The organism is Peribacillus sp. NPDC097197 (assembly GCF_050278025.1).
Taxonomy (GTDB): domain Bacteria; phylum Bacillota; class Bacilli; order Bacillales; family DSM-1321; genus Peribacillus.
Genome location: NZ_JBNNST010000008.1, coordinates 203502 through 216614, shown reverse-complemented (window position 1 = coordinate 216614; position 13113 = coordinate 203502). Strand labels below are relative to the sequence as shown.

General features: G+C 41.7%; 6 protein-coding genes, 15 tRNA genes and 1 rRNA gene. 20 read left to right on the top strand and 2 right to left on the bottom strand.

Annotated elements, in window-relative coordinates:
• From rrf to ACQKL6_RS13005, 18 genes are all read left to right on the top strand, one after another.
• Positions 1-104 (top strand): 5S ribosomal RNA (gene rrf / locus ACQKL6_RS13090); the annotation flags it as partial.
• Between the two features lie 9 nt (positions 105-113).
• Positions 114-188: transfer RNA gene (locus ACQKL6_RS13085), tRNA-Asn, on the top strand.
• 4 nt (positions 189-192) lie between these two features.
• Positions 193-284 (top strand) — tRNA-Ser (locus ACQKL6_RS13080).
• Positions 285-294: 10 nt separating this feature from the next.
• Positions 295-369: transfer RNA gene (locus tag ACQKL6_RS13075), tRNA-Glu, on the top strand.
• A gap of 15 nt (positions 370-384) precedes the next feature.
• Positions 385-460 (top strand) — tRNA-Val (locus tag ACQKL6_RS13070).
• Between the two features lie 85 nt (positions 461-545).
• Positions 546-619, top strand: a tRNA-Met gene (locus tag ACQKL6_RS13065).
• Positions 620-624: 5 nt separating this feature from the next.
• A tRNA-Asp gene (locus ACQKL6_RS13060) sits at positions 625-700 on the top strand.
• Positions 701-713: 13 nt separating this feature from the next.
• Positions 714-789 (top strand) — tRNA-Phe (locus tag ACQKL6_RS13055).
• A gap of 7 nt (positions 790-796) precedes the next feature.
• Positions 797-872, top strand: a tRNA-Thr gene (locus ACQKL6_RS13050).
• Between the two features lie 12 nt (positions 873-884).
• A tRNA-Tyr gene (locus ACQKL6_RS13045) sits at positions 885-968 on the top strand.
• 6 nt (positions 969-974) lie between these two features.
• Positions 975-1048, top strand: a tRNA-Trp gene (locus tag ACQKL6_RS13040).
• Between the two features lie 14 nt (positions 1049-1062).
• Positions 1063-1138, top strand: a tRNA-His gene (locus ACQKL6_RS13035).
• A gap of 38 nt (positions 1139-1176) precedes the next feature.
• Positions 1177-1251 (top strand) — tRNA-Gln (locus ACQKL6_RS13030).
• A gap of 3 nt (positions 1252-1254) precedes the next feature.
• Positions 1255-1329: transfer RNA gene (locus ACQKL6_RS13025), tRNA-Gly, on the top strand.
• 8 nt (positions 1330-1337) lie between these two features.
• Positions 1338-1411, top strand: a tRNA-Cys gene (locus tag ACQKL6_RS13020).
• Positions 1412-1420: 9 nt separating this feature from the next.
• Positions 1421-1501 (top strand) — tRNA-Leu (locus ACQKL6_RS13015).
• Positions 1502-1923: 422 nt separating this feature from the next.
• Positions 1924-2748 (top strand): methyl-accepting chemotaxis protein, encoded by an 825-nt coding sequence (locus tag ACQKL6_RS13010; RefSeq protein WP_427651229.1) that lies wholly within the window; start codon positions 1924-1926, stop codon positions 2746-2748.
• Between the two features lie 312 nt (positions 2749-3060).
• Positions 3061-8022 carry a S8 family serine peptidase gene (locus ACQKL6_RS13005; RefSeq protein WP_427651228.1) on the top strand — a complete coding sequence of 1654 codons (4962 nt, stop codon included), beginning with the start codon at positions 3061-3063 and terminating at the stop codon, positions 8020-8022.
• 163 nt (positions 8023-8185) lie between these two features.
• On the opposite strand, the gene ACQKL6_RS13000 is transcribed toward ACQKL6_RS13005, so the two are convergent.
• Both ACQKL6_RS13000 and ACQKL6_RS12995 read right to left on the bottom strand, forming a co-directional pair.
• Positions 8186-9076, bottom strand: coding sequence for a TauD/TfdA dioxygenase family protein (locus ACQKL6_RS13000; protein WP_427651227.1), 891 nt, complete (start codon positions 9074-9076; stop codon positions 8186-8188).
• A 612-nt stretch (positions 9077-9688) separates the two neighbouring features.
• Complete coding sequence (locus ACQKL6_RS12995; protein WP_427651226.1) at positions 9689-10909, bottom strand: ATP-binding protein; 1221 nt, start codon at positions 10907-10909, stop codon at positions 9689-9691.
• Between the two features lie 299 nt (positions 10910-11208).
• Between ACQKL6_RS12995 and ACQKL6_RS12990 the strand changes: the two genes are divergently transcribed.
• Both ACQKL6_RS12990 and ACQKL6_RS12985 read left to right on the top strand, forming a co-directional pair.
• Positions 11209-12348 (top strand): zinc-dependent alcohol dehydrogenase, encoded by a 1140-nt coding sequence (locus tag ACQKL6_RS12990; protein WP_407407329.1) that lies wholly within the window; start codon positions 11209-11211, stop codon positions 12346-12348.
• 302 nt (positions 12349-12650) lie between these two features.
• Positions 12651-13109 (top strand): hypothetical protein, encoded by a 459-nt coding sequence (locus ACQKL6_RS12985; protein ID WP_402867469.1) that lies wholly within the window; start codon positions 12651-12653, stop codon positions 13107-13109.
• Positions 13110-13113: the final 4 nt, after the last annotated feature.

Below are 13113 nucleotides of genomic sequence, written 5' to 3'. Positions count from 1 at the left end.
AGCGAAGAGGTCACACCCGTTCCCATTCCGAACACGGCAGTTAAGCTCTTCAGCGCCGATGGTAGTTGGGGGTTTCCCCCTGTGAGAGTAGGACGTCGCCAAGCTTGTATTGTTCCGCAGTAGCTCAGTGGTAGAGCATTCGGCTGTTAACCGAACGGTCGTAGGTTCGAGTCCTACCTGCGGAGCCATATTGGAGAGCTGTCCGAGTGGCCGAAGGAGCACGATTGGAAATCGTGTAGACGGGTAACCCTGTCTCAAGGGTTCAAATCCCTTGCTCTCCGCCATTTAATACCTGGCCCGTTGGTCAAGCGGTTAAGACACCGCCCTTTCACGGCGGTAACACGGGTTCGATTCCCGTACGGGTCACCATTTCGATAACTTATTGGAGGATTAGCTCAGCTGGGAGAGCATCTGCCTTACAAGCAGAGGGTCGGCGGTTCGATCCCGTCATCCTCCACCATTTCTTTTAAAAAGCATCAAGTTGTTTCTTTATGAATGGAACACTTAACACGAAAACTTGAGGCATATAGCAACATTATTATTATCGCGGGGTGGAGCAGTCCGGTAGCTCGTCGGGCTCATAACCCGAAGGTCGCAGGTTCAAATCCTGTCCCCGCAATCTATGGTCCCGTGGTGTAGCGGTTAACATGCCTGCCTGTCACGCAGGAGATCGCGGGTTCGATTCCCGTCGGGACCGCCATTTTTAATTGTTTGGCTCAGTAGCTCAGTCGGTAGAGCAAAGGACTGAAAATCCTTGTGTCGGCGGTTCGATTCCGTCCTGAGCCACCATAGTAGTGCCGGTGTAGCTCAACTGGTAGAGCAACTGACTTGTAATCAGTAGGTTGGGGGTTCAAGTCCTCTTGCCGGCACCATGTTTCATCCGTGGAGGGGTAGCGAAGTGGCTAAACGCGGCGGACTGTAAATCCGCTCCTTCGGGTTCGGCAGTTCGAATCTGCCCCCCTCCACCATCTTACAGGGGTATAGTTTAAAGGTAGAACAGAGGTCTCCAAAACCTCCGGTGTGGGTTCGAGTCCTACTACCCCTGCCAATTTTATTGTTATGGCGATTGTGGCGAAGTGGTTAACGCACCTGATTGTGGTTCAGGCATTCGTGGGTTCGATTCCCATCAGTCGCCCCATTTTCAATAAAATGATGGTATAATGAATATAACATTAATGGGCTATAGCCAAGCGGTAAGGCAACGGATTTTGATTCCGTCATGCGAAGGTTCGATCCCTTCTAGCCCAGCCATATGCGAAAGTAGTTCAGTGGTAGAATACAACCTTGCCAAGGTTGGGGTCGCGGGTTCGAATCCCGTCTTTCGCTCCAAAAATGTTGGCGGCATAGCCAAGCGGTAAGGCAGAGGTCTGCAAAACCTTTATCACCGGTTCAATTCCGGTTGCCGCCTCCAACAAATTTTGCCCGAGTGGTGGAATGGCAGACACGCTGCACTCAAAATGCAGTGCCGCAAGGCGTGCCGGTTCGACCCCGGCCTCGGGTATCATACGGTCGAAGATATTAAATACAAAAAGGATCTCAACTTAATTGTTGAGGTCCTTTTTGTATTTAATAAACATGAGATTTAGATTATACGTCAGAAAGGATGTGAAATATGTCCATTCTCAATTCAGGTTATGCAATTCTTTCTTCAATAACTTAAGACATTCCCCTTACTTGTTATTTACTATGGTGATTGGATTATCAAAAATTCGAACCATAATGTTTTTATATGCGTTTAACAAAGCGATAAACGCAATGCTCTTAGTGAACGAAACTAATTGAAATAGGTTGAAACGCTAGGTGGATTGCCCTGAAATTTTCTAATGACATGATTAAATTGAAAAATAAAGAGTTCAGTATAGGCGTTCTTACCCATTATCCTGTAATATTATTACTAAACGTAATAACAGGGGGTTTTTTGATATGAGCATTTCTTTAAGGACTAACATAAGCACTCAAGTATTGGATGAAACATCCGTTTTAGCTGCACTGGAGTCAAATTTAGCAATGATAGAATTCAATCTAAATAGAGAAGTAATATGGGTAAATGAAAACTTTGCAATGACCTTGGGATATACAATTGACGAAATGAAAAATATGCAGCATCATCAATTTTGTACAACGGAATTCAGGAATACCCGAGAATATGAATCATTATGGGTTACCCTCAAAAATGGAAAAAGGTTTCAAGAAAAAATTCAAAGGGTCGGTAAAACCGGTAATCTCCTATGGCTCGAAGCCACCTATATACCCATCCTAAATGAAGAAGGTAGAGTCCATGCTGTTCTTAAAATCGCAACAGATATTACAGAGCGTGAAAACAACACAATAAAAATCATTTCTCAGCTAAAAGATATGCCTGAAAAATTAGTGAATATCGTTGTTGAGAATTCCAATGAGAAAATTCAAGCAGTGGAGTCACTAAAAAAACAAACGGGTTTAATAAGTGATGTATCTAAAATCATACAAACCATCTCTTTCCAAACAAATGTATTGGCCTTAAATGCAGCGATCGAAGCAGCTCGAGTAGGGGAACAAGGTCGAGGTTTTAAAGTGGTTGCAGACGAAGTTAGAAGATTAGCAGGAAATGTTGATAAAGCCATAAAAAATATAAATTCCAATGTAGAAAATATTACTTTAGACGTAGTGAAGGTTAGTGAGATAACAGAAGATTTACAAAAAATAATCATAGACACTCAATCCATATTCAATAAGACGATTGAAAAGTTAGAAGGGATGACTAAATAAATGAGAAGGCTAGGTTTTCCTAAACTCAATATTCTTAATTTTTAAAAAATGTGGATAAAGAGAAATCATTACTTGATATCATAATGGAGTTATTGAAAATCTCTACAGATTGGCCCTCTTAGTATAGGGCTTTTTTTGTTTTCCAAGCTATGAGCTATATCAGGGCATGGGGCTGAATATTGAATCTAGGTATTAGGGATGATACTGCTAGATTTTTCGGAAAAATTATTGACAATGATAATCATTCTCGACTATGATGGTTTGGTGTGGTCCACCACATATACGGTAATGAGTAGGGAGAGAGCTTATTTTATGAGACAGAAAAAAACTTGGCTTCAAACGATGGCAGCAATTACGCTTGCCACATCTGCAATTCTACCAGTCGGTTCAATAGCTTCTGCGGAGGAGGAATCCAATACAGAGACCGATCAATTAATAGTTAAATATAAAACGAATAAAACCGCCTTATCAAAAAAACAAATGAAAAACATAGGCGTTGAAGATGTAGAAGAGGAAAATCAACTGGGGCTGTATGATGTAAAAGCTGAAGAAGCAAATACTGCCATTACAAAGCTTGAAAAGATGGATAACGTCGAATATGTTGAGAAAAATGTTACATATCAAACCGCTGAAACTATAGATGTAAATGATACATATTATAAAAACCAATGGAACTTAAGTGCCATCGATGCACAGGGCGCATGGGAAAACGTCAAGGATAATAGCAATCTAGTAAAAGTAGCTGTGCTTGATACAGGTGTTCAAGGTACTCATGAAGACTTAGCAGGCCGTGTACTAGAGGGGAAAACATTCGTAGAAGGATATGATGCAGCGTTTCAAGGGGATGACCAAGGTCATGGTACATTCGTATCCGGGATCATTGCCGCGAATGCTAATAATGGAAAAGGGATTTCCGGTATAGCAGGTGAGAAGAATGTCCAAATACTCCCTGTTAAGGTCATGAATAAATCAGGTGTCGGGGATGCCTTCAATATTGCACAAGGTATTGATTATGCAGTTGAGCAAGGTGCTGATGTCATCAATATGAGCATAAGCGGTGAATATAGCGAGACAATAGAAAAGGCCGTAAAGAATGCGGCGGACAAAGGTGTCGTCGTTGTAGCTGCTTCAGGTAACGGTGGCGGCAATGCAGATGCATCCTATCCTGCCGCTCTTCCGAATGTCTTATCGGTTGGTGCCATTGCTACAAAAGATCAAGTGTATGAACGCTCGAATTATGGGAGCACTTTAGATATCGTGGCACCAGGCGTCAATGTTTTAAGTACTTCATTACTTGGTGATTTAGGTACGGATGCAGGCCACTACTCTACAGGTTCTGGTACATCCTATGCTGCTCCACATGTCGCTGCCGTTGCGGCGCTGTATAAGCTCAACCATCCAGAAGCGACTTCGAGTCAAGTCGAAGAAGCATTAACATCAACGGCAATCGATTTGAACGAAGAGGGCTGGGATGAGAAAACGGGCCATGGTAAGCTAAATGCGAAAGCCGCGTTAGCGGATGATGTGGAAACTCCCTCATTAGCATTCGTCTTACCGAAAAAGAATGCGAATGTCGTTGGCACCACGACTGTACAAGTAGCGATTAATGATGCGAATACAAGTAAGACTATTTTCTATACAGACGAAGTAAACGATGGAAATGTCATCGGTGAGGTAAAGACAGCGAGTCAAACCTCGGTGCAATTCAAATGGGATACGACTAAGGTGGCAGACAGGTCACATCAGGTAATTGCCGTTGCACTCGATTCGAATGGTAAAGAACTGTCCCGTACTCAAACATCAGTGAAGGTAATGAATGCCCCGCAATCAGGCTACATGTTCACGGTTACGACACCAAGCGGTACAATCGCAAAAGGTGCATCCGTTAAATTGTATGAAAAAGTGGAACAAGAGGATGACACAAATGCTCATGGCTACAATGAATTGTGGACAGGCACGACAGATACGGAAGGAGCCGTTCGTGTACCGAGCCATGTGGGTACGGATTTGAAAAACTTACAAGTTGTTGTACAAGGGAAATTCGATACGGCAAAAGGTAACTCGTGGTTCATGTATTCACGTGAGGTGGCTTCATCAGGAACGATTACGTTAAAAAGTGAAAATACCGTTCCAGTCGCATTGAATACGGTGGATGAAGAAGGAAAAGGTTTGCCAGGTGCACAATACTTCATCGCCATGAAAGATGCAAAGGATATGACATTAGGTTCAACGACAATGATTAATGAGGAAGGTGCGAAAGAGGCACCGACTGTCTATTTAGATAAGGGCGCATATAACATTTTCTCCTACCATAAGGCCGAGGGGAAAACGTACTTCCTATCAAATACAGCAGCCCAAGTAGGGAACGATACGAAGACTTTGAATTTTGACAGCCGTGAAGCTGGGGAAGTGGCCATTGATAATCGTGAAAAGGGACTGGAAAATGGCGTGTTGTATTTATATAATGATGCCATTTCAGAAGCAATCGGTTCAGACGAAGTCATCACTGGTCAAAAATTCTTTGTCACACCGGGTGACTACGATTATATGGTTGATGCGGAAGTGAAGGATCCGGATGGCGGGGAAAACTGGGTTTACGTCCTTGCGAATGATAAAACAAAAGCCGTCATCAAAAAAAATAAAAAGACGGTGATTAAAGCCGGTGGTTCAATCGATATTACAAAATTTGAACCGGATCAAGAATCACTTAAAAATTACTACAAGCAACGGGGCTTAACGTACATTGAACGTCCTTATCCAAATATTGCGTATAAACTAGATAGAGCATTTTACACGAAGCAAACATTTGGTGATGATTACGGCAATAAATTAGCGGGCATGTACCGAGGCTCCCTACATTCAGAAGATGCTTTGTATAAAAAAGATGTGAATACAGGAAAAACCGTGACCACTGTGGATGACGAAGCACAAATCGAAACGATTAACTTCGGTGACATCTATTCGAAGTACAAAGTTATGAGACTATCTGATAATAAAGTGATGCTTGATAGCCATGCGAAGAACGCAACAAACCCAGCCAACCGCCAATATTATTTCTATTCTTTCTGGGTGACGAGCAGTTCGGACGTGACGGAAGGAAAATATGAAATTTCACTGACGTTGGATGAAAATCCTTTAGCGAAAAAGGGCTTATACAAGGCAATCCATATTGACATGCAGGATTCAGGCACGACGATGCAGGTGAAAAATGAAAAAGGAGATAATGTTCCATCATACATTACGATCAATCGTTTAGAGAAAACGGAAGATGGCGATTCGGAATGGGTTCAATCTCTGGGTCAGAATACGGATACGACGAAAAGCTTATCATTACCAAGCAATCTCGAATTAAGTGATGAAGAAAATGGTAACATGGCGATTATTCGTTACACACAGCCATCAGGTGAATACTCGTATATATTCCGCCAGTTCACCAGTTTAGATGAATTAAAGAACATCTCCATTCCGGATAATATGCAAAAGGTTGCGGTGACGGCGATGGATGGGGACAAAAAGCTTGATGGTGTCTCTACAAGACTTTGGATGATTAAAAAGCCTGTTACAATAGGTGGTCAAGCAACCTATGTAACGGCGAATAATTTACAAAATTATAAGTATGATTCAATTTATCTAGAACCAGGAAACTTCGTCATGGAAGGGAACTATGTTTCATTACCGGATGAAAACAACCAGAAGGCCAACTATTATTTCCTTGAACCAACAGTACAAGTGAAAGATGGCCAAACGAATACAGTGGTTTTCGATAAAGAGAAATTAGCCCAAGTGAAGGTCTCAGCTGACGCAACAGGCTACAGCGATGTACGAGGGGCCATTATTTATCCGTACAACGAATATAGTCAGTCCTTTATAAAAACATTACGCGTTGGTCATACCTTTTATGTACCGTCCAACTTAAAAATGGATTTACAAGTTCAACTAGGTCTTGGCGACAATGAATCAGCGAATATCATTTGGAACTACTTCCTATCAAAAGGTGAACAAACATTCCAAAAAGGGCAGAAAGTCCAGTGGCAGGTTGGAGGCGACTTCAAGGCTAATATTACCCTCTCAAAAACAAAACTGCTTCAGGGAGACAAGCTTTCCGGTCATACATCCATAAACGATGCATATGGGAATGCCGTATCATCGGTATTAGTCAATCAGTCGACTGACTTCAGCATAGCTGACGATGCACTCATTGCCTATGAAAAACAAGCGAACGGGCAAATTGTTGAAAAAGCAGTGAAGAGCGACTATACGATTAGTCATGGTGGAACAACGGCTTCAGCTTCAAGTGTCAAGCCTGTACTGCGTATTTACGATAAAGCGGATAATAAGGTATTCGAAGACGCCAGTCTGGAATATTACGGACATATCGATGATAAGGATATATCTTTGAAGGAAGGTCAATATCGTGCAGAATTAGCACTGGCCGCAAGCCCTAAAGGACCAATCGCATCAGCGAAGAATACGGGTCTATTCCAAATCGGTAAAGATGCGGAGATCGTAGCACCGGTTCCGGGCATCAAAGAGGAAGTAAAGGTACCGACTATCTCACCGGTCACCGACCAAACAACCGTGGTAAAAGGAAAAACGACGCCTAAAGCGGTTGTGACCTTAAAAAATGGTAAAAAGAATATCAAATCCGCAAAAGCGGATAAAAATGGGCAATACACAATGAAGATTTCCAAGCAAAAAGCGGGTACGAAGTTATCTCTTTCTGCGACACTAAAAGGCTATAAGGCTAGTAAAGTAAAAACGATTACCGTGCTCGACCGCACTGCGCCAACCGTAAAGGTAAAGCCCATTACAGTTACAGATAAAACGATGGCTATCACGATCGTTACCGAAAAAAATGTGACAATGACATTCACAGCAAAAGGAATGACGTATACTAAGCCTGTTTATAAAAATGGCAAGTATACATTGAAAATCGCCAAACTCCCTGCCAAGACGAAATGGACATTGATCGTCAAGGACAAAGCCGGGAATAAAACGAAGAAAACAGGCGTTGTATTAGACCGAACTGCTCCAAAAGCAGCAACTGTGGAAAAAGTGACAACGACAACTACTGTCGTAAAGGGAAAAGGGGAGAAAAAAGCAACGGTCACCATATATAAAGGAAAAGAAAAAGTAGCATCGGGTAAAGTCAATGCGAAAGGTGCATTCTCAATCAAGGTGCCAAAGCAAAAAGCCAATACGACATTGCATGTTGTCGTCCAGGATGAAGCGAAAAATAAGTCAAAAGTGGCGAAAGTGAAAGTTGGGAAATAACTACGAATCAACCTCCGATATAGGAATATCGGAGGTTGATTTTTTTTTAGCTGTAAACGATTTGGGGTTAAGCGGATTGGATTTCTTATAATTCAAATGAAAATCATGGAGTCCTATCAACATACTGAGAAGAAACAAATATCTGGGAGGCTCGTACTATCACTTATTTCTTATTAATTAACTTACTGGCTTCGCCTTGCTGATTTACGGGAATATCTTTTCCGACTGTGACACGTCGTACAACGCGTTGGTCTTCGTAGTCTGCTATTGCGTAATGTTGAGTGGCCAAGTTATCCCAGATTACGACATCCCCTTCAGTCCACTGCCAGCGTACGGTGTTTTCCAAGCGCGTGACGTAAGAATCAAAGATGCTTAGTAGTCTTTCGGATTCGCTTGTGGAATAGCCTTCGATCCTGCTTGCAAATCCTCCTAGTAACAGATGTTTTTTACCTGTTTCGGAGTGCACATGAACTACGGGATGTCTTGTTTTATAAACGGTCGATGCAAATACGGCACGATAGTTCTTTTTCACTTCATCATCAATCGTTTCACTTGGTTTGAATTGTGCATAATCGTATTCATTTGTATGAATACCCCATGCTTCATCTGCAAGCTTTTGCAAACCTACCGGAAGGTCTTCGTATGCTTGATTCGTGTTCGCCCAAACCGTGTCTCCACCCACATTTGGAATGGTGACACCTCTTAGAATGGAGTATTTGGGAACTTCGGGAACGAACGTGACGTCAGTATGCCAATGGTTGGCTTTGGCACCTTGTTCGGAATCGAGCTCGAAGATATAGTTGGTATTGTCTTTTACGGGTACGGTTGGATGTGCGTAGGGTTCACCCAATAGACTGGAAAATGCTTCTTGGCCTGCATCGTCTAAGTGATGTTGCCCTCTGAAGAAAACCACTTTATGCTCGTTCAGTGCTTGCTTGATTTCGTTAAAAATAGCCGGGTCCAGGTCTCCGTTTAATTGAACACCTTGAATCTCCGCTCCGATTCTTCCTGCTACTGGTACCACTTTCACTTGTTTTGTCTTAACTTCAGTCATACTATATTCCTCCTCAATTTTTGAAATGAATGTCTCCTTGATATAACTTTATCAAATAAAAATATGGTAAAGTGGGGGACCACTGGAAAAACCCACTACGCTCTATAGCTGCATGATGTTTCAGAAAAATCCACTTTGAAAAATTTCTTTTTTCTTTCCACTAACTAGAAGTCCCATTTTTTAGATGGGTTGATTTTCTAGTGAGGTTTCACTGACATTTACAATACATCCCGCTAATACTAATCGAGAGACCGTACCTTTTTAACTGGTACTATTCCTTCAATAAGTCCCCTCCTTGTTTTAAATTACACTTTACCTACTTGAATAGTCGACTTTTAAGACGTAAGAAACAAAAAAGAGATCCAACAAAGAGTTTCCTCTTGTTGAATCTCTGGTAGACCAGTTGATTCCGAACGTCTAACTATATGGTCTATTCTGGAAAGTGGTTTGTGTATGAATGCATCTTACCAATGATTGGATGAGTTTGTCAATCTTTTATGTATTAATCTTATAGTTTTAGTTGGAATAAAAGGTAAGATCATTTTAACGTCCAATAGAAAAGGATGACCTTATGATAGCGGGTCACCCTTTGTACCTATAGTATCAATACACTCATCCCTTATATACAGGGAAATAAATAATAAAGGAAGTTCCTTTATTCACTTGGCTTTCAACGACGATTTTCCCCTTGTACTTTTGGGCAATGGTATAGCAGACTGTCAGACCGATACCGGTTCCTCTATCTTTCAGTGAATAAAAGGGGGTGCCGATTATTTCAAGCTGTTCTTTGGATAGACCGATGCCTGTGTCGGTTATTTTGATTTTTGCCATGTCTCGTTCCTGACTGGTCTCGACGATGATAAATCCTGGATTGTTCATGGATTCAATGCCATTTTTCATAATGTTGACCAGTAGTTGCTTGAGCTCAATGGGATTGATCTTGATGATTAAATCTTCCTTAAATCGTAGTTGGAATCCTATATTACGGTTGTTTGCAAAGCTGGTCAAAAGGTCAGAGGTCTTCTGGATTTCCTGATTCAGCTGGATGACCTCAATATTATCGGTATGGGGTTTTGCCAATGATAGATAGTCATTGATAATGACCTGTGTGAATTCCAGTTCGGTGAGCATCGTTTGTACGTAGAATTTTTCCGTTTTGCTCAATTCCTTTTCTTGATCCAATAGCTGGGCAAATCCCTTTACGACCGTAATTGGGTTTCGAATCTCGTGGGCGATGGTGGCCGCAAGCTGACCGACCGAATCCAATTGCTTGGCTTGTTGTAATTCGGTATGAAAGGCATTTATGGAGTTCATCCTGTTGTTCGTACTGATGAACACAAAGGCCAAGATGATCTGGATTGCGATGAAATTCAAGATGTTTCCGAAACTATCAAGCGAGACGTACTTATATGTATATTGTAAATCTGTATGAGAAATAAGATGGATGGAAATTGGACCAAGTATGGCATTTGATGCAGCTACAATGTAAAATCCGATTTTATCAAATAAAAATATGGGGATTAAGGGTGCCATAGCAAAGATGGCCATCATGATGGCGGTATCTGGATACAACCAGAATTTCAGGTAAAGGTAAATCGTCATGAGAAGAATGAAAATCGTTTTCCATTTGTTTTCGTCTTTTTTTATGAAAAAAAACAAAGAGAGTATGATGCTGGATATCAGGATAACTTGTATAGACATATCGATAGGGTCATGATTCCAGCTTATTGGCGATACGGAAATGCCTACCACTAGTAATAAAGACAACACAATCATGAAACTCTTAAGAATGAATCGTTGTTGGTTTTGAAAATACTGATGGTTTTTTAACATACATCACCTTATTCTAAAAATTCTATTTAACTAATAGTAATCTTTTCCTGGTTCTTTGTAAATCAGAAAAGATAGGGTGTGTGTTCAGCTTTTGATTTCCTGTCTATTACTAGAGTATGAAAGGCAGGTCTGTAAGGAAGTTGTTAGGCGGCAATAGGAATAGGTAGGAATGTATGCCCTGATTGAATCGTGGAAGTTCATTTTTTTACAAAATTTTCTTTGAAAATTTGCAAATGGGGACATATTAGTAAGATGGACGGGTATAAAAAAAGTAATAAGAATCCATTAGGAGGTTGAATATGAAGGCGGTAACTTTTCAAGGTGCAAAGGATATAAAAGTAAAAGAAGTGGAGGATCCGAAATTACAGCAGAAGGATGATATCATCGTACGGGTGACATCGACGGCGATTTGTGGGTCCGATCTTCATATTTATCAGGGAGCGCTCCCGACACATAAGGATTACGTCATTGGCCATGAGCCGATGGGAATCGTGGAGGAAGTCGGACCGGAAGTCACGAAGGTAAAGAAAGGGGACAGGGTCGTCCTTCCTTTCAATATTTCGTGTGGACATTGTTATTATTGTGAACATGATATGGAAAGCCAATGTGATAATTCGAACCGTAATGAAGAAATCGATACGGGTGGATATTTCGGCTTTACGGAACGTTATGGGAACTATCCAGGCGGACAGGCTGAATATTTGCGGGTACCATACGGAAACTTCATGCCATTCGTGATCCCGGAGTCGTGTGAACTAGAGGATGAGGCGCTTCTGTTCATGTCGGACGTGCTCCCGACCGCTTATTGGAGTGTGGAGAATGCGGGTGTGAAGGAAGGCAGCACGGTCGCCATTCTAGGGTGTGGACCAATCGGTTTGATGGCCCAGAAGTTTGCCTGGATGAAAGGCGCCAAGCGTGTGATTGCCATCGATAACCTTCCCTACAGGCTGAACCGGGCAAAACAGATGAACAAGGTGGAGACGTATAATTTCGATGAGTATAATGATATGGGTGCCTATATTAAGGAAATCACTTCAGGCGGAGTGGATATCGTCATTGACTGCGTCGGAATGGACGGAAAAAAATCAACCATTGAAGCCATCGAGCAAAAACTCAAGCTTCAGGGCGGAACATTAAGTGCCATCGAGATTGCGATGAACTCAGTTAAGAAATTCGGTACGATTCAACTGACTGGCGTTTACGGATCCAAATATAATATGTTCCCGCTTGGTAATTTATTCGAACGGAACATTAACCTGAAAATGGGACAAGCTCCGGTCATTCACTACATGCCGATGCTTTTTGATAAAATTACAAAAGGTGAGTTCGATCCGACAGAAATCATCTCACATAAAGTCCCGCTCGAACAAGCGAGTGCCGCTTATCAAATATTTAACGACCATGAAGATGAATGCATCAAAGTCGTGTTAAAACCATAAAAATGCTTCATGCTTGCCAAAAGCCAATGTGTCTATCCATTGGCTTTTTTTGGCGTGCGGATGATGACAATACGTGTATACGAGGTCCGGTTTTTCCAGTATGGTTGATATGGGAAATGGACATTTTGGTATGTTGTCTGGCAGATCGGGGTCAGGAGAGGAAGAGACTATCAACATTCACTTTTATGCTAAAGAGAAAAATGTACTGTTATTAAGAAAGAATCGCTTCGAAGGGAGATTGAATAGACGCGTCAGGGGGAGAAAATGTTATATAATAATAGCAAAAGTAAGGGGGAAAGTGAATGATAGTGAATACTGTAGCAGAATTGTGTGCAGAAGTTGAGAAGGTGTACCAGCCGTTACATGTTACATTAACGATTGACATCCTAGATAAGAGATTCGGTCCTGTAAAGGCGGAAGCGGAGATTACCGTTTGCCCCGTTGAATCCAAGGGGTATTTCGAGATCCTGGTCGAGGAACTTGAATCGGAGCATATCTATGCTGCTGAAAATGGGTCCATTTATGGCAGCTTTGGCATTGACCAAAGTATCCAGGTTTATGATGAGGTATTGAACACGGTTCCATTCGATGCATTAATCGGAACGGGAAACTGGAAAGAAAAGATGGATTCATATTTGGCGGAAGATACATTAAAGAGTCAACTTGAAACCGTGCTGAAGAATTACCAGTTCAGCGATATGAGCGGGAAATATAAATTCAGAAAAATATGCACGATAACGGACTTTCACCTTGAAAAGTGAACAA

Bases quoted from the DNA above. Each gene is read 5' to 3' on its own strand.
- ACQKL6_RS13010 (WP_427651229.1), top strand. From the start codon at position 1,924: ATGAGCATTTCTTTAAGGACTAACATAAGCACTCAAGTATTGGATGAA.
- ACQKL6_RS13005 (WP_427651228.1), top strand. From the start codon at position 3,061: ATGAGACAGAAAAAAACTTGGCTTCAAACGATGGCAGCAATTACGCTT.
- ACQKL6_RS13000 (WP_427651227.1), bottom strand. From the start codon at position 9,076: ATGACTGAAGTTAAGACAAAACAAGTGAAAGTGGTACCAGTAGCAGGA.
- ACQKL6_RS12995 (WP_427651226.1), bottom strand. From the start codon at position 10,909: ATGTTAAAAAACCATCAGTATTTTCAAAACCAACAACGATTCATTCTT.
- ACQKL6_RS12990 (WP_407407329.1), top strand. From the start codon at position 11,209: ATGAAGGCGGTAACTTTTCAAGGTGCAAAGGATATAAAAGTAAAAGAA.
- ACQKL6_RS12985 (WP_402867469.1), top strand. From the start codon at position 12,651: ATGATAGTGAATACTGTAGCAGAATTGTGTGCAGAAGTTGAGAAGGTG.